General features: G+C 65.2%; 22 protein-coding genes and 1 pseudogene. 17 read left to right on the top strand and 6 right to left on the bottom strand.

From position 1 onward, the window contains the following. The first annotated feature begins 219 nt into the window (after positions 1-219). On the top strand, positions 220-600 hold the full coding sequence (locus AWB83_RS14205) for a TraR/DksA family transcriptional regulator (RefSeq protein ID WP_087046185.1): 381 nt from the start codon (positions 220-222) through the stop codon (positions 598-600). A gap of 58 nt (positions 601-658) precedes the next feature. Here the strand turns inward: AWB83_RS14205 and AWB83_RS14200 are convergent, their stop codons facing one another. Further along, positions 659-1045, bottom strand: coding sequence for a VOC family protein (locus AWB83_RS14200; protein ID WP_087046184.1), 387 nt, complete (start codon positions 1043-1045; stop codon positions 659-661). 224 nt (positions 1046-1269) lie between these two features. Further along, a complete protein-coding gene (locus tag AWB83_RS14195; RefSeq protein WP_087046183.1) occupies positions 1270-1881 on the bottom strand; it encodes a TetR/AcrR family transcriptional regulator in 612 nt (203 codons plus the stop codon). 121 nt (positions 1882-2002) lie between these two features. On the opposite strand from AWB83_RS14195, the gene yghU reads away from it, so the two are divergent. The 9 genes and pseudogenes from yghU (at position 2003) to AWB83_RS14150 (ending at position 9496) form a co-directional block, all read left to right on the top strand. Further along, positions 2003-2878, top strand: a complete 876-nt coding sequence (gene yghU / locus AWB83_RS14190) for a glutathione-dependent disulfide-bond oxidoreductase (RefSeq protein ID WP_087046182.1) — start codon at positions 2003-2005, stop codon at positions 2876-2878. Between the two features lie 23 nt (positions 2879-2901). Beyond that, positions 2902-3798, top strand: coding sequence for a LysR family transcriptional regulator (locus AWB83_RS14185; RefSeq protein WP_087046210.1), 897 nt, complete (start codon positions 2902-2904; stop codon positions 3796-3798). 97 nt (positions 3799-3895) lie between these two features. After that, complete coding sequence (locus AWB83_RS14180) at positions 3896-4912, top strand: succinylglutamate desuccinylase/aspartoacylase family protein (protein WP_087046181.1); 1017 nt, start codon at positions 3896-3898, stop codon at positions 4910-4912. Between the two features lie 16 nt (positions 4913-4928). Next, positions 4929-6281, top strand: a complete 1353-nt coding sequence (locus AWB83_RS14175) for an MFS transporter (RefSeq protein ID WP_087046180.1) — start codon at positions 4929-4931, stop codon at positions 6279-6281. A 2-nt stretch (positions 6282-6283) separates the two neighbouring features. Next, a complete protein-coding gene (locus AWB83_RS14170) occupies positions 6284-7171 on the top strand; it encodes an MBL fold metallo-hydrolase (protein ID WP_087046209.1) in 888 nt (295 codons plus the stop codon). A gap of 20 nt (positions 7172-7191) precedes the next feature. After that, positions 7192-7899 (top strand): annotated as a pseudogene (locus AWB83_RS14165) (SDR family NAD(P)-dependent oxidoreductase); the annotation flags it as partial. A 168-nt stretch (positions 7900-8067) separates the two neighbouring features. Continuing rightward, on the top strand, positions 8068-8313 hold the full coding sequence (locus tag AWB83_RS14160; protein ID WP_087046178.1) for a hypothetical protein: 246 nt from the start codon (positions 8068-8070) through the stop codon (positions 8311-8313). Between the two features lie 319 nt (positions 8314-8632). Further along, the gene (locus AWB83_RS14155; protein ID WP_143750054.1) at positions 8633-8899 is read left to right on the top strand and encodes a hypothetical protein; all 267 of its coding nucleotides are present in this window, start codon (positions 8633-8635) and stop codon (positions 8897-8899) included. A gap of 120 nt (positions 8900-9019) precedes the next feature. Further along, positions 9020-9496 (top strand): ProQ/FinO family protein, encoded by a 477-nt coding sequence (locus AWB83_RS14150; RefSeq protein ID WP_087046176.1) that lies wholly within the window; start codon positions 9020-9022, stop codon positions 9494-9496. Between the two features lie 144 nt (positions 9497-9640). On the opposite strand, the gene AWB83_RS14145 is transcribed toward AWB83_RS14150, so the two are convergent. After that, complete coding sequence (locus tag AWB83_RS14145) at positions 9641-10882, bottom strand: multidrug effflux MFS transporter (protein WP_087046175.1); 1242 nt, start codon at positions 10880-10882, stop codon at positions 9641-9643. 164 nt (positions 10883-11046) lie between these two features. Continuing rightward, positions 11047-11955 carry a LysR family transcriptional regulator gene (locus AWB83_RS14140; protein ID WP_087046174.1) on the bottom strand — a complete coding sequence of 303 codons (909 nt, stop codon included), beginning with the start codon at positions 11953-11955 and terminating at the stop codon, positions 11047-11049. 123 nt (positions 11956-12078) lie between these two features. On the opposite strand from AWB83_RS14140, the gene metE reads away from it, so the two are divergent. From metE to AWB83_RS14125, 3 genes are all read left to right on the top strand, one after another. After that, positions 12079-14370 (top strand): 5-methyltetrahydropteroyltriglutamate--homocysteine S-methyltransferase, encoded by a 2292-nt coding sequence (gene metE, locus AWB83_RS14135; protein ID WP_087046173.1) that lies wholly within the window; start codon positions 12079-12081, stop codon positions 14368-14370. Between the two features lie 151 nt (positions 14371-14521). Beyond that, positions 14522-15106 (top strand): glutathione binding-like protein, encoded by a 585-nt coding sequence (locus tag AWB83_RS14130; RefSeq protein ID WP_087046172.1) that lies wholly within the window; start codon positions 14522-14524, stop codon positions 15104-15106. 93 nt (positions 15107-15199) lie between these two features. Further along, the gene (locus AWB83_RS14125) at positions 15200-15523 is read left to right on the top strand and encodes a hypothetical protein (protein WP_143750053.1); all 324 of its coding nucleotides are present in this window, start codon (positions 15200-15202) and stop codon (positions 15521-15523) included. A 24-nt stretch (positions 15524-15547) separates the two neighbouring features. Here the strand turns inward: AWB83_RS14125 and AWB83_RS14120 are convergent, their stop codons facing one another. Further along, the gene (locus AWB83_RS14120) at positions 15548-15901 is read right to left on the bottom strand and encodes a DUF3022 domain-containing protein (RefSeq protein WP_087046170.1); all 354 of its coding nucleotides are present in this window, start codon (positions 15899-15901) and stop codon (positions 15548-15550) included. 119 nt (positions 15902-16020) lie between these two features. Here AWB83_RS14120 and AWB83_RS14115 point away from each other — a divergent pair, with 119 nt between their 5' ends. From AWB83_RS14115 to AWB83_RS14105, 3 genes are read left to right on the top strand one after another with little or no spacing between them, the layout of a single operon-like run. Further along, positions 16021-16248, top strand: a complete 228-nt coding sequence (locus AWB83_RS14115) for a hypothetical protein (RefSeq protein ID WP_087046169.1) — start codon at positions 16021-16023, stop codon at positions 16246-16248. A gap of 18 nt (positions 16249-16266) precedes the next feature. Further along, a complete protein-coding gene (locus AWB83_RS14110) occupies positions 16267-16545 on the top strand; it encodes a hypothetical protein (protein WP_087046168.1) in 279 nt (92 codons plus the stop codon). A 50-nt stretch (positions 16546-16595) separates the two neighbouring features. Then, complete coding sequence (locus tag AWB83_RS14105; RefSeq protein WP_087046167.1) at positions 16596-16811, top strand: hypothetical protein; 216 nt, start codon at positions 16596-16598, stop codon at positions 16809-16811. Between the two features lie 145 nt (positions 16812-16956). On the opposite strand, the gene AWB83_RS36490 is transcribed toward AWB83_RS14105, so the two are convergent. Then, a complete protein-coding gene (locus tag AWB83_RS36490; protein WP_159463053.1) occupies positions 16957-17184 on the bottom strand; it encodes a hypothetical protein in 228 nt (75 codons plus the stop codon). Here AWB83_RS36490 and AWB83_RS14100 point away from each other — a divergent pair. Next, positions 17183-18979, top strand: a complete 1797-nt coding sequence (locus tag AWB83_RS14100; protein ID WP_087046208.1) for a thiamine pyrophosphate-requiring protein — start codon at positions 17183-17185, stop codon at positions 18977-18979. The two genes, AWB83_RS36490 and AWB83_RS14100, sit on opposite strands and share 2 nt — an antisense overlap. The last annotated feature ends 137 nt before the right edge of the window (positions 18980-19116 follow it).

Below are 19116 nucleotides of genomic sequence, written 5' to 3'. Positions count from 1 at the left end.
ATCTGCGCGAGACACTGACGTTCCTGATGTTGACGAGCGAGGCTTCGGTTTCCATCGCGGCGGGGGAATGACGCCCGAAGGGCGCGGAAGACGGGCGCGCCGACGAGTCGGGCGGCGCGCCCACGCTGGACAAGCGCATCGCGCATTGCATTGACAACGCAGAGTCCCGAAGCGTAGGTTTGACGGATACAGGCTTCCTTCTTTCACTGGAGCACGATCATGGCCAGTCAACAAAGCGGGCTGAGCGACGACTTCATCGCGAAGCAGCGCGAGCGTCTCGAAGCGATGCAGCGCGAATTGCTCGGTAACGAAGAAGGCACGATCGCGCGCGAACGGCGACTGCAGGAGGAGCGCGGTTCCGAAGCCGAGGAATTAGAAGACGATGCTCAACGCATGGAGCAGGACATCGCGAATCAGGCGCTGCGCAACGTGAACGATCAGCGCATCGGCGACATCCGGCGCGCGCTGCAGAAGATCGCTGAAGGCACCTACGGCCTGTCGGACGAAAGCGGCGATCCGATTCCCAAGGCGCGGCTGGAGGTCATGCCCGAAGCCATTCTCACGGTCGAAGAGCAGAGCAAGCGCGAAGCGGGGCGCTGAGCGCGGGATCGGGCCGCACGCGTCATTGCCCGACCGTGCTCGCCGCGCTCGCGCCGCATCAGTTGTCGAACGTTCCCTGATACTCGGGAGCCGCATCGGATCGCGTGTTCATCTCGAACATCACGCCGCCCGGCGCGCGGCAGAAGAAGCGCGAACCGCGGCCGTTGTTGAAGATGCCGGTCTCCATCTCCACGCCTTCGGACCTGAAGCGCTCATGGAGATCGCGGACTTCATCGAGCGTCTGCAATTCGAAGCCGACATGAAATGCCCGAGGCCAGTCCGGCGTGCCGTCGCGTGCGTGGTCGATCACCACGTCGAAGCCCGGGCGCTTCAGGATATACGACTGCTCCCACGTTCCCGCGATCGTGAAGCCCAGATACCGTTCGAAGAACCGGGCCGTCGCGGGCGTATCGGCGGAAGGAAAGCCGAGGTGGTTGAGCTTCATGCTTTTGATCGAGTCTGTCATCATCGGTCTCTCATACACGGTGGGCGCGGCCCCATGCCGTATCCGCCCGATGACGTCAGAATATAAGCAAAAGCTCACATTCACTACTCGCTTTGCTGCTGCGTCCGGAACGCCCTCGAACCCGCATGACGGCGCGGCTTGCAGCGATCGCAGGCGGCGCGCTCGAACCGATTGCTCGCATTCGCGTCTTTCGAGGCGAACGCTCACGCGGCGCTGCTCCTCGACAGATAGCCGAAAACCGCAGCCCGCACGCGACGCTCCAGGTCTTCGAGATCGCGCTCGCCGCGCTCTCCCGCCGCATCGACCATGCCCCGGACGATGGCGAACAGATCGCCCGCCGCGACCTCGGGACGCTCGTGCTTCGGCGCGGCGCGCCTGACCACCGTCGTCACGAGTTCCTCCATCTCCACGCCGCCCACTTCGCCGCGCAGCGCCGGACGCCCTTCCGCGATGTCGAGAAGCCGGGCCAGCATCGGACGCTGCAACTGCTGGCGCACCGCGGCGCCGACCAGATACTCGAGCGCCGCCTTCCCGCTTCGCCTGGTCAGTGCGAGCGACGCGTCTTCGTAAAACCGCCCGGTTTCGCGTCGAATCAGCGCGACAGTGAGCGCGTCCTTGCCCGGAAAATACTGATACAGCGAGCCGATGCTGACGCCCGCGCGCCGCGCGACCGCGTTCGTGTTGAAGCCCTCGAAGCCTTCGGTCTCGAGCACCTGCGCCGCCGCCTCGACGATCGACGCCACGGTTGCCTCGGAGCGCGACTGAGCCGGCGTCTTGCGAGGCCGGAAAGGTTTGTGCGACGGACGCTGGCTCATGCGTATCTCCTGGCGGAATCCTGCGCGATTGTACAAAGCGCGACGCAGACCGTCCGAGCACGGTTTGCATCGACCTGCTAACCTCGCCTGAATCGATCGTCCTGGCGCAGGAGCATGAAACATGAGCAAAACACCCGAATACGTGCCGCCCTCAGTGTGGACCTGGAACAAGGAAAACGGCGGACACTTCGCCAACATCAATCGCCCCGTCTCCGGGCCGACGCATGAGAAGGCATTGCCCGTCGGCCGTCATCCGCTGCAGCTCTATTCGCTGGGCACGCCGAACGGCGTGAAGGTCACGGTGATGCTGGAAGAGCTGCTCACGCTCGGCCATACGGGCGCCGAGTACGATGCATGGCTCATCCGCATCGGCGACGGCGAGCAGTTCGGCAGCGGCTTCGTCGAGGTGAATCCGAACTCGAAGATTCCCGCGCTCGTCGATCGCAGCGGTCCCGCGCCCGTGCGGGTGTTCGAATCGGGTGCGATCTTGCTCTATCTCGCGGAGAAGTTCGGCGCGTTCGTGCCGACGAAGCTCAGCGAGCGCGCCGAGTGTCTTTCGTGGCTCTTCTGGCAGATGGGCAGCGCGCCGTATCTCGGCGGCGGCTTCGGACACTTCTATGCGTACGCGCCGAGCAAGATGGAATATCCGATCGACCGCTTCGCCATGGAAGTGAAGCGTCAGCTCGACGTGCTCGACAAGCGTCTCGCCCACAGCGCATATATCGCGGGCAGCGAATACACCATCGCCGATATCGCCATCTGGCCGTGGTACGGCGGCCTCGTGAACGGCTGGCTCTACAACGCGGCCGAGTTCCTCTCCGTGCAGGACTACAGGCACGTGCGCCGCTGGGCCAGCGAGATCGGCGCGCGTCCCGCCGCGCAGCGGGGCCGCATGGTCAACCGGACCTTCGGCGATCCTTCGAGTCAGCTGCACGAGCGCCATGACGCCTCCGACTTCGACACGCGCACGCAGGACAAGCTGACCGCCGCTCAGTGATGGAGCGCCCGGCCGCGCGTTCCATGGAGCTTCGTCATCTGCGGTATTTCATCGCCGTTGCCGAGCTGCGCAGCGTGCGCGCCGCCTCCGAGCACTTGCACGTCACGCAGCCGGCCATCTCGCGGCAGATTCAGGACCTGGAGGAAGCGATCGGCGCGGCGCTGTTCGAGCGCACGCCGCGCGGGCTGAAGCTCACGCCCGCCGGGCTCGCGTATCTCGGCGAGGCGCGCGACATTCTCGCGCGCGTGGATGCGGCGAACCGGCTCGCGCACCGGATCGCGTCGGGCGTGCACGGGCATTTGCGCGTGGGCTTCGTCGAGAACGCTTCGTGGAGCGGGCTCGTGCTGTCGGCGCTCAACGCGTTTCAGCAAGCGGCGAGCGAGGTCGCGCTCGAACTTCAGCCGATGAACACGCCCGAGCAGCTCGACGCCATCGCGGCCGAACGCCTCGACGGCGGCTTCTGCTATCGCTTCGGCGCGTTGCCCGATGGCTTCACGAGCCTGCCGCTCCTCGAACAGAACGTGGTGCTCGCCGTGCCCGAGCAGTGCCCGCTCGGCAAGGAAGGACCGGTCGACGCGCGCGAGTTGTCCGGGATGCCCTTCATCGCGTTTCCGCGTCACGTGTATGCCGCGTACTACGACCGTCTCATCTCCGCATGCGCCGAGCGCGGCCTGACACTCGACATCCGTCAGGAAGCGTCCACCGAAACCGCGATTCTTTCGCTCGTGGCGGCGGGCGTGGGCGCGGCGCTGGTGAATGCAGCGAACCGCGAGCGGCCGCCCGCGCGCGTGCGCTTCGTCGAGGTGCGGGATCTTTCGGTGCGTCTGCCGCTGGAATTCTGCTTTCTCGCGCAGCACGGCAATGCGGCGCTGCAACGCTTCATCGATCTGCTGAAGGCGCAAGGCGCCCCGCGACAGTGATGCCCGCAAGGCATCGGCAGCTGCAGAAAACGGCATTGGCCACGGGGATCATCGTCATCGATAGTGGAGTCGAACCCACTCGATCCGATATCCGCTCATGTCCACGCCCGCATCGCTCATCGCCACAGACATCGATTACGAACGCATAGGTTTTCAGACCGGCACGCTTCGTCTGCCGTACTCGCACGACCGCTCCGCATACGGTCACATTCCGATTCCGCTCGCCGTCCTGAATTCGGGCGACGGTCCCACCGTCGTGCTCACGGGCGGCAATCACGGCGACGAATACGAAGGCCCCGTCGCGCTGATGAAGCTGGTCCAGCGCATGCCGACGCTTTCGATTCGCGGCCGGCTGATCGTCATTCCGGCGCTCAACTTCCCGGCGTTCCTGAACGGCACGCGCACGTCGCCCATCGACGGCGGCAATCTCAACCGGCTCTTTCCCGGCGCGCGCCACGGCATGCCCACCGAGATGATCGCGCATTACATCGAGGCCGAGCTGCTGCCGCGCGCGGATATCGTGTTCGACTTTCATGCGGGCGGCGCCTCGTTCGAGCATGCGCCGACGCTGCTCGCCTCGCCGCCGCCCGCGAGCGATCCGCAACGGCGTGGGCGCTATCTCGATCTCGTGCGCGCGTTCGGCGCGCCGAACACGATGGTCATGGATCTGCTGGGCGAGGACCGCACCTTCGCGGCGGCGGCGGAGCGTCACGGCACGTTGTTTCTCTGCGGCGAGTTCGGCGGCCATGCGGGCTGCGATGCGCGCAATCTGGCCATCGTCGAGAGCGGCTTGCAGCGTGTGTTGCAGCGCCTGGGCGTCGTCCAGGCCGAGCGCCTCGCGCCGCCACCGCAGACGCGCTGTCTGCGTGTCGAAGGGGCGCGGCACTACGTCCATGCGCCGCACGCCGGCGTCTTCGAACCCGCCTTCGCGCTCGACGACGACGTGCGCGAAGGCCAGCTCGCGGGCCGTCTCTTCGATCCGCACGAGCCGTGGCGCGCGCCGCGCGAGATCGCGTTTCGCGGCGACGGCCGCGTGATGTGCGCGCGCACCTTCGCGCGCGTCGAAGCGGGCGACTGCATCGCGCTGCTCGCATCCGAATCCTCTCTCGACTGACCACGAAGGAGCCCGCATGAGCGCTCATCCCGCACTCTCGCCGCAGGGCGACGCCGCGCACTCGGGCGCGTCGCCCGACGTGCGTCATCCGACGTACATCGTGCTGCTGTTCTTCACGTGCTTCGCGTTCTCGTATCTGGACCGGCAGATCGTGAGCATTCTCGTGCAGCCGATCAAGCTCACGCTCGCCGTCAGCGATACGCAGATCGGCCTGTTGCAAGGCTTCTCGTTCACCATGTGCTATGCGACCGCGGGCGTGTTCATCGCGCGTCGTGTGGATCGCGCCAACCGCGTGAAGCTGATCGCCGCGTGCGTGGCGATCTGGGCGGTGTCGACGGCCCTGTGCGGCTTCGTGACGAGCTTCGCCGAGCTGCTCGCCGCGCGCGCGGGCACCGCCGTCGCCGAAGCGGCGCTGAGTCCCGCGGCGCTCTCCATCTTCAGCGACATCTTTCCGCCGCGCAAAGTCACGCGGGCGAGCAGCGTCTTCATGCTCGGGCCGTATATCGGCGGCGGACTCGCGCTGTTCGGCGGCGGCATGCTGCTCTCGGCAACGGGCGGCGACGCTGGCGCGCGGCTCGCGTCACACGGATTCGCGCCGTGGCAGGCCGTGTTCGTGCTGGTCGGCGCGCCGGGGCTCCTGCTGGCGGCGCTCGTCGCGGTGACGGTGCGCGAGCCCGAGAGACGCGAAGCCGACATTGCGCCCGCCGGCGAGGCGCTGCCATCCCTGCGCGAAGTGCTCGCCGAACTCTTCGTGCGCAACCGCTTCTGCGCGCCGTACTTTGCCGCATATGTCGCGCTGATCACGCTGTTCTACTCGCACGCGGCGTGGTTTCCGACCCTGCTGATGCGGCATTTTCATCTCGCGCCCGCCGCAGTCGGCCGGATGGCCGCGCCTGCCTACATGATCGGCGGCGTGATGGGCGTGGCGGCGGCCGGCATGCTCGCGGCGCGCGTCACCGACGAACGCACGCTGCAAAAGGTGCTGATGCTCTCGGCCTGCGCCGTGGCCGCGCTCGCGCCCGCCGCGATCGCGATGCCGCTCGTCGCCGACAGCACGCTCGCGATCCTGCTGTACGGCCTGTGCGCGCTCGCCGCGAGCATCGCGATGGCGCTCGCGCCGGTGCCGCTGCAAATCGCCGTGCCGAACCGCATGCGCGGACGCTCGCTCGCGCTGCTCGTCTTCATGACCAACGCGATCAGCGGCGGCGTCGGTCCGCTCGCGGTAGGTTATCTGAACGAGCATTTCGGCGGCGGACACGCGGGGCTCGGCACGGCGCTCGCGATCGTCGGCGGATGCTCCGCGCTGGCGAGCGCGCTGCTCTATGCATTGGCCACGCGGCGCGTCCCGTCGGCGCGCAAGGAGATCTGACGATGACTCACGCAGCCTTCACCTGCCGTATCGGCGACATGAGGATCACGCGCATCGACGAAACCGGGTTCGCGCTCGCGCCCGGTACGCTGTATCCCGAGTGGAGCGATGCGAGCGCGGGCGAACTCGCGCGCCGCGTCGGGCACGCGAGCCTCGATCTCGACGCCGACCGGGTTCCGCTGCGCACGCATCTGTGGGTGGTCGAGAAGGATGGGCTCACGATCGTCGTCGATACGGGCATCGGCAACGGCAAGCCGCGCCCCTTCAGCGCGCTGTTCGACCGGCTCGACAATCCCGTGATCCAACGCTTCGAAGCCGCCGGATTCGATCGCTTCGAGGTGGACCATGTGCTGCTCACGCATCTGCATGTCGATCATGTCGGCTGGAACACGCAATGGGAGGACGGACGCTGGACACCGGTGTTTCCGAACGCCACACATGTGTTCGGCGAACGCGAGCGCGCATTCTTCGACACGCACGAGAGCGAACCGCGCCGCATGGTCTACGAGGACAGCGTCCTGCCGCTGATCGAAGCGGAACTCACGCGCGTCATTCCCGACGAAGGCGCGACGCTCGTCGAAGGCATCCGCTTCCGGCCGACCTTCGGGCACAGCGTGGGACACATGGCAATCGAGATGGAGTCGCGCGGCGAACTCGCGCTCTTCTCCGGCGATGTGATGCACAGTCCGATTCAGGTCTATCGGCCGCAGTGGCGCTCGATATTCTGCCGGCAGCCGGATCAGGCGCGCGGCGCGCGCGCCTGGCTGCTCGATCGCGCCGCCGACCGCCATGCCGCGGTCTTCACCGCACACTTTCCGGAGACGTCGGCGGGCAGGATCGAACGGACAGCGGAAGGCTTCGCGTGGACTTATCTCGCCGCGAACGAATGAAGCGCGCGCCTTTCAGCCCCCTGGGCGAATCGCCCGCCCTGTTGCCGGTCGCGCTCGACGTGACCAGCGAAGCGCAGGCGAAGGCCGCCGTGGATGCCGCCGTGCAGAAGTTCGGCCGCATCGACGTGCTGGTCAACAACGCGGGCTTCGGGCTGCTCGCGGCCGTCGAGGAATCGAGCGACGCGGGCGTCCGCCGGATGTACGACACCAACGTCTTCGGCCTGCTCAACGTGAGCCGCGCCGTCCTGCCCGTCATGCGTCGCCAGCGCTCGGGGCATGTGATCAACATGTCGTCGATCGGCGGCTATCGCGCGGCGGCGGGCTTCGGCGTCTACAGCTCGACGAAGTTCGCCGTCGAGGGCATCACCGAGGCGATGCATGCCGAGCTGAAGCCGCTCGGCGTGCACGCGACCGTCGTCGAGCCGGGCTATTTCCGCACGGACTTTCTGGATGCGTCGTCGCTCCTGGTCGGCAAGGAGATCATCGACGATTACGACCAGACCTCGGGCAACGTGCGCCGCTTCGCCGTCGGGATGAATCACGACCAGCCGGGCGACCCCGGAAAGCTCGCGACGGCGCTCGTCACGCTGGTCGACGCGCCGACGCCGCCGCTGCGGCTCGCGCTCGGCACCGACACGCTGAAGGCGATCGCCGAAAAGAACGCGTATGTCGCGGCGGAAACCGAAGCGTGGACGGAACTGTCGCGATCGACCGATTTTCAGAACTGATCGCGAGTGATGCAATTGCAGCGCGCGGCGTCGTGATCGGCGTCGCGCGCATTTTCATGGCCTTCAACCCTCCCGGCCCCCGCTTTTCTCCACCCCCCGAAGGAGGGTGTTCGGCCACAGCGCGTTCTGTGCACTATATGGACTTAATAAATTCCTCAGAAAAGCGGCATGAACCGCAGAAAACACCGACTGACGGACGCTCGCCGACTCGCCCTCACGGACGCCGACATCGCGCATCTGCGGCTCGTGATCGAGTCGTCGGTGAGAGACGATCATCCCGCGCTGCCGCCCGCTTACTGGCGTCGTCGCCTGAAAAAGCTCGTGAGCGACGGCAATCTGCTGCCGACGCAGTTGCAGCAGATCGATGAGCTTCTCGAGCGGCTCGGTCCGGACGCATCGGAGGACAACACATAGCGTGAGTCCGCGAAACCGGGCTGGCGCACATCCAGCAGAAGGATTAACTTTCCGCCTGCTTCGGTATATGTTTTATAAGTGCGCAATTTTTTCGCGCACGCCATTGATCTGGCGGCTTTTCTGGTGCCCCTGTCACCTCGAGCGCCACGCGCGGCTACATCCGCGTGTTGCAGGTCTTTTGCAAGAACCCGGCAACCCATCGCAAACCATCTCCCGCAACCGGGTCCAGGCCGCAGCGCATCCGTGCGCTTCGATTCCGCCGCAGCAAAGGACCAAAGGACTATCAGGCAGCAGCAGGCCTTGATTGAAGGAGATCGTCATGAAAACCGCTGTCGTATCGGCCTTGGTGGTGGCCGCGTTCTCGCTAGGAAGCCTGACCCAGGCACAGGAGACCACCGACACCTTGCAGTCCATTCCCGCATCCAGCCAGCAGAACGCGCAGAGCGCCGCGCCTTCGGGCGACACCGCGTATGGCGGCGTCAGCGCCGGTCAGGGCGCGAGCGGCAGGATGTCGAAGTGGACGAACGATGCTTCGCGCAACTGCACGCCGCTGCCTTTCTGCAATATCTATTCCGGTGGACAGTGATCGTCGTGCCTTCGATCGGCGGCCTCTGCGATGTTCGCTCGCATCGGCCGGGGGCCGCTGACCGGAAAGCGTCAATCGGGGCTGCTAAAATTGACGCACGTTTTCCAAAGGTACGACGTAATGGGTTTCGAACAACTCGCAGGACTGAAAAAACAACTCGCGAAGCAGGCTGAGCAGGCCAAGGCGAAAAAGCCGCCGCGCGCGCGGCGACCGGCCCCGGCGCCCGCGCCGGCGGTTCCGTCGAAGCCCGTGGACCCGGTCGTGCATACGATCGGCAAGCTGCAGAAGCGGTTTCCTCTCGCATTCCCGAAGAATCCCGCGCCCAAGGTCCCGCTGAAGGTCGGCATCTTCGAGGATCTCATGAAGCACGCGCCCGAGCTCCAGCTCAGCGAGCGCGAATTGCGCAGCGCCATCAAGGTATGGTGCAGGGGCAACCGGTACTGGACGTGCCTCGTCGAAGGCGCGGCGCGGGTCGATCTCGCAGGCGTCGCGGCGGGCGAAGTGACGTCGGCGGATGCCGCGCGCGCGGTGCACCTCGAATCGAATCGTGTGGCCCGATCGGCGTCGGCGGAAAAGGCTCCGCAATCCAGCGCGTAATCGTTCGCGCGTATTTGTCAGGCGTGGAACGCTGCCGCACATGATCCGGCAAGACAGCCCGGTTATCGCGCGCTGAGCATCATCAAGCGGCGCGCGTTGCCTCGCACGGTGCCTGGCCGCAAATAGAACGAACGTGCCATGCGTTCAGGCCGCATCGACTCCGCGGCGCACGACACATTCGTCGTTCCGTGATTGCTCGAGGTGCCGCAGCAACAGCGTGACCATCATGACGACCGTCAGCGCGAGCAGAACGAAGAACACCGCGAGCGGCGTCAGGACCTGCACCGAAACGAATCCGGCGAGCCCCATCATCGCCGACGACACGAGCAGCAGCGCGCATCCGAGAATCGCGCTCGTCAGGCCCGCGATGTGCGGGAACAACGAGTTGCCCTTGGCCATCAGCGTCGGGTACATCGCGCCCGCGCAGAAACCCATCACGAGCACGGGCGTCGCGAGCGTCCACACGCGCAGGCCGACCGTCAGCGCGAGCAGCAGCATGGCGATGGACGCGCACGCCATCACCCGCGCACCGATGCGCAGCCGTTGCTCGGCGTTCGGCAGCCGCGGACCGTGCACGCGGTTCGACAGGCCGCCGAGAAAATACATCATGCCGATGCCGAGCGCGAGGTAGCCGAAGTAAGTCGGCGGCTTGTGCAGCGTGTTCTGCACCATGAACGGCCCGACGATGTTGAACACGAGCAGAATGCTGTAGCACAGGCCCTGCGCGAGAAAGCAGCTCTGGAACACCGGGCTCGCGAGCACCTTGCCCGCGTTGGTCATCAGCGTGCGCGGCGCCAGATGCACGGGACGCGGCAAGGTCTCGCGATAGCGCCACACAAACGCCCACATGACGAGCGAATAGATCAGCAGAAAGACGAGACACGCCTGCCAGTCGAACCACTCCTGCAGGTGCGCGCCGATCACGGGGGCGACAATCGGCGCGACGCCCCACGCGATCGACATGTACGTGAACGCGTGCATCAGCGCCTGCCCGGAAAACGAATCGGTGATGATCGCTTTCGCGAGCAGATTGGTCGCGGCGATGCCGAAGCCCTGCAGGCAGCGCGCGAAGAGGAAGGTCTCGAGGCTCGTTGCGGAAAGCGAAAGCAGGCATCCCGCCGTGAAGACGATGAGCCCGAAGGCGAGCACGCGCTTGCGTCCGTAAGCGTCGGCGATGGGCCCGAAGACCAGCTGGCCGATCGCATACGCCGCCATGTAGCCCGACACGCTCGACTGGATCGCCTGCGGCGAGGTGGCGAAGTAACGCGCCATCGCGGGCAGGGCGGGCACGTAGATGTCGATGGCGAGCTGCCCGGCGGAAGCAAAGAGGCAAACGAGAAACAGCAGGAAACGCGGGGAGTTCGATGCGCGGCGTTGTGGGTTCATGACAGCGATGAGTGAGCGGAGACCGGCGACCTCTCGCGGGTCGGCTCGGATGTCGAAGGCGTATTGTGCCTGTCCTCACGCGAATCGACACAAAGCCCACGTCGGGCGCGCAGTCTCGCGCCCGGAGCGTCGCCGTCACAGGGAAGATGTGCCGGTATTCCGCTTCATGCGCGAATGCGCGCCTGCGCCCAGTCCGCATCGCGCGCGAGTGCGATGAACGCGGAGAGATAGTCGATCGCATCGTCGGCTTCCCGTGTGCCGAGAAAGATCTGCTTCGCGATGCCCTTCTTGCCGAGCTTCTTCGCGACGATCGGCATCCAGTCCGCATACTCCTCCGCGAGCCAGCGCGGCAGCGCGGCCACGCCTCGCCCGCTCGCTACCATCTGCAACATGATGTCCGTCGTTTCGATCACCTTGTGGCGCCGGGGCACGGCGTTCGCGGGCGTCAGGAACTGCGTGTAGATGTCGAGCCGATCCGTTTCCACCGGATACGTGATCAGCACTTCCTGCGCGATCTGCTCGGGCGTGACATGAGGCACATGGGCGAGCGCGTGCCCCTCCGGCACGACCAGCACCTGCTCGTAGTCGAACACCGGCTCGAAGCGCAGGCCCGGCTTCGTCAGCGGATCGGGCGTCACGAGCACGTCGATGTCATAGCCGAACAGCGCGCCGATGCCGCCGAACTGGAAGCGCTGCTTCACATCGACATCGACATCGGGCCAGCGCGCGAGATACGGCGCGACGACCTTGAGCAGCCACTGGTAGCACGGGTGACATTCCATGCCGATCCGCAAGGTGCCCCGCTCGCCCCGCGCGTACTGCCTCATGCGCGCTTCCGCGTGCTCGAACTGCGGCAGCAGCCGGTTCGCGAGACCAAGCAGATACTGGCCGGCCTGCGTGAGCCGCATCGAGCGGCCTTCACGCGTCCACACCTGCGTGCCCAGTTGCTGCTCCATCTTCTTCACGGTATGGCTCAGCGCGGACTGCGTGAGATTCAGCACGTCGGCGGCGGCGGTCAGCGAGCCCTGGCGCTCCACTTCTCTCACGACCATCAGATGAGCGCGTTCGAGCATCGGCTTCCCTCATGAGCAAAATTGATCGATGCATGAAATTAAACCATTTTTATTCATGCAATGGAAATTCTATCATCGCAGCCAGTTCCCCTCTTTTCGCCTTATCCGACAAGAAAACGCACGATGATCACGACACACAACCTGGGTTTCCCGCGCATCGGCGCGCAGCGCGAACTGAAGTTCGCACTCGAAAGCTACTGGAAGAACCAGTCCTCCCGCGACGAACTGAAGACGGTCGGCACGCAGTTGCGCGCGCGTCACTGGCAGGATCAGGCGCGCCTCGACTTCGTGCCCGTCGGCGATTTCGCGTTCTACGATCAGGTGCTCGACATGAGCTTCACGCTCGGCAATCTGCCCGAACGCGTGAGAGGCTTTCACGGCGATTCGCTCGACAACTACTTCCGCGTCGCGCGCGGGCGCTCGGCGCAGAATGCCGAACAACACGCGGCATGCTGCGGCGGCGTGGCCGCCGGCGAAATGACCAAGTGGTTCGACACGAACTATCACTACATCGTCCCCGAGCTCGATGCGGCCACGCAGTTCACGCTCGATACGTCGCGTCTCGTCGAACAGCTCGGCGAAGCGCGCAGGCTCGGCGTGAATGCGAAGCCGGTGCTCATCGGACCGGTGACGTATCTGTGGCTCGGCAAGACGAAGGACGATTCGGACAAGCTCGCGCTCCTGCCGCGCCTGTTGCCGGTGTATGCGGCGCTGCTCGATCATTTCGCGGCGCTCGGCATCGAGTGGGTGCAGATCGACGAACCCGCGCTCGTCACCGAACTCGATGCGAAGTGGCGCGACGCCTTCGTCACCGCATACGATGCGCTCTCCGCGCGCCGCGTGCGCCTGCTTCTCGCGACCTATTTCGGTCAACTGCGGGAGAACCTCGATCTCGCGTGCAAGCTGCCTGTGGACGGCCTGCATATCGATGCGATCAACGCGCGCGAGGAAGTCTCGAAAGCGGCGTGCGTGTTGCCAGATTCGGCGGTGCTGTCGGTCGGCGCGATCAACGGCCGCAACATCTGGAAGACCGATCTGAACGCCACGCTCGAATGGCTCGAGCCGCTGCATGCTTCGCTCGGCAATCGCCTGTGGATCGCGCCTTCCTGCTCGCTGCTGCACACGCCCGTCGATCTGACGAGCGAAGAAAAGCTCGATGCCGAGATCAGGTCGTGGCTCGCGTTCGCACTACAAAAGCTCGATGAACTGAGCGTGCTCGCGAGCGCGCTGAATCACGGACGCGCCTCCGTCGCCGATGCGCTCGCGGCCAATGCCGCCGCCATAGAAAGCCGCCGCACGTCGACGCGCGTGCACAACCCGGCAGTCAAGGCTGCGATCGCGAAGATCGACGCGACGTTCGGCCGGCGCGCGAGCGCCTATGCGCAGCGCGCGCAGAAGCAGGCCGCGATTCTCGACCTCCCCGCTTATCCGACGACGACCATCGGCTCGTTCCCGCAAACGAGCGAGATCCGTCATGCGCGCAGTCAGTTCAGGAGCGGTGCGCTCGACATGGCAGGCTACAGGATCGCGATGGAACGCGAGATCACGCGCGCCGTGAAAGAGCAGGAAGCGCTCGGCCTCGACGTGCTCGTGCATGGCGAGGCCGAACGCAACGACATGGTCGAATATTTCGGCGAACAACTCGACGGCTACGCGTTCAGCCAGTTCGGCTGGGTGCAGTCCTACGGCTCGCGCTGCGTGAAGCCGCCGATCCTCTTCGGCGACATCAGCCGCCCGAAGGCGATGACCGTCGAATGGATCAAGTACGCGCAAGCGCAGACGAACAAGCCGATGAAAGGCATGCTGACCGGTCCGGTCACGATCCTCAACTGGTCGTTCGTGCGCGACGATCAGCCGCGTTCGGTGTCGTGCCATCAGCTCGCGCTCGCGATCCGCGAGGAAGTGCTCGATCTCGAGAAAGCCGGCGTGCGCGTCATTCAGATCGACGAGGCTGCGCTGCGCGAAGGCCTGCCGCTGCGGCGCTCGCAATGGGGCGAGTATCTGCGCTGGGCGGTGGAATCGTTCCGCATCACGGCCAATGGCGTGAGGGACGAAACGCAGATCCACACGCACATGTGCTACTCGGAGTTCAACGACATCATCGCGTCCATCGCGGATATGGATGCCGACGTCATCACCATCGAAACCTCGCGCTCCGACATGGAACTGCTCGACGCCTTCGACGAGTTCAGCTATCCGAACCAGATCGGGCCGGGCGTGTATGACATCCATTCGCCGAACATCCCGAGCCAGGAACACATCGTCGGGCTGATGAAGAAGGCGGCGGAGCGCATTCCCGCCGAGCGCCTGTGGGTGAATCCGGACTGCGGCCTCAAGACGCGGCAATGGGATGAGGTCATTCCGGCGTTGAAGAACATGGTCGCGGCGGCGCATACGCTGCGGCAATCCGCCTGAAACCAACCGGGTCATTGCCTGAATCGTGCGCTGCCTCAGGGTCTGCACGCTCCGGCCGGTGCGAAACGTCAGCCGCGGTACCATGCGGCATACGCCTTGCTCACGTATCAACGGTCGCCGTGCAGGCGACCACCAACCCAGGAGCCGCGCCATGAAACTCTATCTCTCGCCCGGCGCGTGCAGTCTCGCCGATCACATCGCGATGCACGAAGCGGGCATGAAGTTCGACCGCGTGAAGGTCGATCTCAAGACCAGGCAGACGGAGGACGGCCGGCCGTTCGACGAGATCAATCCCAAGGGCTACGTGCCCGTCGTCGAATTCGACGACGGCAAGCGTCTCACCGAGAACATCGCGATTCTCTGGTGGGTCGCGCAGCGCGCGCCGCAGCTCGCACCTTCGGGCGACGACGGCAACCTGCGCCTGCTGGAGATGCTCGCGTTCATCTCGACCGAGATTCACAAGCAGTTCGGCCGCGTGTTCCGTCCGGCTTGCGATGCGGAAGCGGCGGCGGCGCGCGAGAAAATCGGCCAGCGTTTCGCGCTCGCCTCGAAGATGATGCGGGGCGATTATCTGTTCGGCGATGCGATGAGCGTCGCGGACGCCTATCTTTTCACGATGCTGACGTGGGCGAAGAAGATGGGCATCGATGCGCCGGCGAATCTCCATGCGTTCTACAAACGCATGCGCGAGCGGCCCGCCGTCAAGCTCGCGTTCGAGCATGAAGGGCTTGAATGAGGCCACGAGCGAAACGGGCCGGAACACGCCTTGCGCACGAATCGATGGACGACTTCGAGCACGCACGAACGTCCTGATTCCCGGAGACATGTCATGCAAGCGACCAGAAAACTCGTTATCTCCCTGTTGATGCTGGGCCTGTCGGGGGCCGCGCTGGCGACCGCCGATCAGACGCAACCGGGCGCCAGCAACGGCCCGTCGAGCGCGAAAAATGCCGCGACCGCTCCATCCGGCCCCGGCTCCAATGGCGGCCCGTCCGGAGGACAGTCGGGCTTGGGCGGTACGGCGAACGGAACGAGTGCCGCGGGTAAAGGAAACACTCAGGGTCCCGGCGGCATGCAGCCGCGCATGAACGGCGGCAATTCGAACGGATCGACGAGCCCTTCCACGGGCAACGGCGGCGCGCAAGGCTGGTGAACCGGCACGCGGCGGCCGACCGAATCAGCTTGGAGCATCGGGCGCGTCGAACCAGCCGTCTTCCGCGCTCATGTCCAGCGAGCATTCGTTCGCGTTCGGCCGCCCTTCGCGCGACTGTGTGAAGGCGTCCCTCAGGCGCTCGATCAGGCGAGCCTGAACGTGCCTGCGCCGGTCGGTGGCCATCGCGGAATAGCGATCGATCTGGCGCGATGCGAAGCGGATAGATGCGCTGCAGCGTGAATCGAGCGTGGTGTCGCGGCCGGTCTCGATCACCCATGACAGGTTCATGATGAGTTCGTCGCCTTCATCGAGCACGCTGACGGCCGGTGCCTTGAGCGAGCCGAATGCACGCGATAGCGCAAGTTGCAGTTCCTCCACGCGCTGGTAAAGTCCTCGTCATGCGAGAAGGGCGGCAAGTGCCGAACCTGCCGATGCGGCGCCGCACGCGGGTACGCAGATTGCTCGCGTCGAGGCAATGTCACCAACGGGAGACCCTCATGCAACACGAACCCGGTTCGGCGCGTGTGAACGAGCACGTGCCGCACGCCACCGCGGACGACATGGATGAACCCGTCGGCCGCGACGGTTCGCCCGCGACTTCCAGTTTGGACACGAAGCAGCGCAAACTGGACGAGCGCGAAAAGCGCACGCACGAGGCATCGGAAAACGAATTGCCCTCGACGCAGGAGAAAAATCGCGTTCCCCCCGATTCGACACGCCGGTAACCCACGCACGGCGAGCCGATGATCGCCTGGCAAGCCCTGTTAGCGGCTGCGCTGATGGGCGTAGTCGTCTGCTACGCACACTACGAGATACCGAGCTTCACGAGCGGAGCCGCGAAGCGCCGAACGGCCCATGTCGTGCTGATCGTCGTGGGCCTCGCATTCGGCGCGATGGGCGCCTACACGCTGGATCTTCCCTTGCCGCGATGGCTCGTGCTCGCACTGGGCTTCGGCATCGTGCATCTGCCAGCTGCCGCGATACTCGTCCTCAAGCGACTGCGCGGCGCGGGTATGTCGTGAACGGCCGCTCACGCTGCAAGGCGCATTTCACTGACTGAAGAGATCACATCATGGCTACCGAAACCTATGTTCGCAACGGCCATACCGTCGAGATCACCGTGGACCACGATCCAACAGGACGGTACATCTGGTCCTACATGATCGACGCGGACGGCTACACCGAGATGCGCGACCGTCCGCTGGACAGCTTCGAGGCCGCGCTGGGTGCGGCGAAGCATCACGCGAATGCAAAGGCCGATGTCCTGCCGGCCGGGACCAACGCGTAAGCGCGCCGCACGCAGGCCTCGACTGTCTCGTCGTGACCGTCCGGCCATTGAAGGGTGAGAGGCATGAGCGCCATGTCGCTCGTTCCTTGTGCATCGAAATGAACGCCGCCGTGCCCGAATGCGCGGAAGGCCTTCGGTGCCGGAATCAGCGTATGAACCATCGACGTGAAGCAATCATCGATCCCGCGTCGTCCGGACAGAGCCGGCGCATGGCCTTCCATTCGCTTTCCATCACCACGCGCTTGCCTTGGAAGACGGGAAGCGGCATGTCGTTTGCGCATCGAAGCGTGCAGGCGATGTGTGCAAGCACCCTCTGGCCGGTTCGGCATGCATCCGCACTTCCCGATTTCTGTCTTCCGGAGACTTCCATCATGACCACCACCGTCGGCGATTTTTTGATCGATCGTCTGCACGCCTGGGGCGTGCGGCGCATCTATGGCTATCCCGGCGACGGCATCAATGGCGTGTTCGGCGCGCTCAATCGCGCGAAAGGCAGGATCGAATTCATTCAGGCTCGCCATGAAGAGATGGCCGCGTTCATGGCTTCGGCGCATGCCAAGTTCACCGGCGAGCTGGGCGTGTGCATCGCGACCTCGGGGCCGGGCGCATCGCATCTGCTCACCGGCCTCTACGATGCGCGCCTCGATCACATGCCCGTGCTCGCGATCGCGGGCCAGCAGGCGCGCGCGGCGCTCGGCGGCCACTATCAGCAGGAAATCGATCTCCCCGCGATGTTCAAGGACGTCGCTGGCGCCTTCGTGCAGCAGGCGAGCGTGCCCGCGCAGATACGCCATCTCGTCGATCGCGCGGTGCGCATCGCGTTGTCCGAACGCAGGGTAACCGCGCTCGTGCTGCCCAACGATCTGCAGGACCTCGAATACGAGCCGCCGGGCCGCAAGCACGGCACGCTGCATTCGGGCGTGGGTTACCGTGCGCCGAAAATGGTGCCCTATTCCGACGACCTCCAACGCGCCGCCGATGTCCTCAACGCCGGCAAGAAGGTCGCGATGCTGGTCGGTGCGGGCGCATTGCAGGCGACCGACGAAGTCATCGCCGTCGCGGAAAAGCTCGGCGCGGGCGTGGCGAAGGCGCTGCTCGGCAAGGCCGCGTTGCCCGACGATCTGCCGTTCGTCACCGGCTCCATCGGCCTGCTCGGCACCGAGCCGAGCTACAAGCTGATGACCGGCTGCGACACGCTGCTCATGATCGGCTCGGGCTTTCCCTACTCCGAATTTCTGCCGAAGGAAGGCGCCGCGCGCGGCGTGCAGATCGACATCAAGGCGGACATGCTCTCCATCCGCTATCCGATGGAAGTGAATCTCGTCGGCGACAGCGCCGAGACCTTGCGCGCGCTTCTGCCCCTGTTGCAGAAGAAGACGGACCGCGCGTGGCGCAAGGACATCGAAGGCTCGATCGTCGACTGGTGGAAGACGCTGGAGAAGCGCGCCATCGAGCCCGCGAAAGGCGGCGTCAATCCGCAGCGCACGGTGTGGGAGTTGTCGCCGCGCGTGCCGGCGAACGCGATCGTCACGAGCGATTCGGGGTCGGTGGCGAACTGGTATGCGCGCGACCTCAAGGTGAAGCGCGGCATGATGTGCTCGCTCTCGGGCGGGCTCGCGTCGATGGGCGCGGCCGTGCCGTATGCGATCGCGGCGAAGTTCGCGCATCCGGAGCGGCCGGTCGTCGCACTGGTCGGCGACGGCGCGATGCAGATGAACAACATGGCCGAGCTCATCACGGTGGCGAAGTACTGGAAGCAATGGTCCGATCCGCGCTGGATCTGCATGGTGCTCAACAACGAGGATCTGAACCAGGTCACATGGGAGCAGCGCGTGATGGAGGGCGACCCGAAGTTCGAGGCGTCGCAGGACATTCCGTCGGTGCCTTATCACAAGTTCGCGGAGCTGATCGGCCTCAAAGGCATTTATGTCGACGATGCCGAGCGCGTCGCAGCGCTCTGGGACGAAGCATTCGCGTCGGACCGTCCGGTCGTGATCGAGGTGAAGGCGGACCCCAATGTGCCGCCGCTGCCGCCGCATATCACGCTCGCGCAGGCGAAGGCGTTCGCGACGACGCTCATGAAGGGCGATCCGAACCAGAGCCATGTGATCGTCGATACGGCGAAGCAGGTGCTCGGCGCAGTCCTGCCCGGCCACAAGGACAAGTAGGATGCCGTGCATCTCTTGCGGACAGCGCGATCGAAGGAACACTGTCGCGCTTCCATCGCTTTCGTCGCATGCTTCCTGTCGAAGTCCACGGTTCATGCGCAGTCCCGGCAATGATTGCGCCCGGCCCAGGCGCGCGG

It is taken from the genome of Caballeronia ptereochthonis (assembly GCF_001545075.1).
Classification (GTDB): Bacteria; Pseudomonadota; Gammaproteobacteria; order Burkholderiales; family Burkholderiaceae; genus Caballeronia; species Caballeronia ptereochthonis.
The sequence above is the reverse complement of the archived record's forward strand: the minus strand, read 5'-3'. Positions and strand labels throughout refer to the sequence as shown.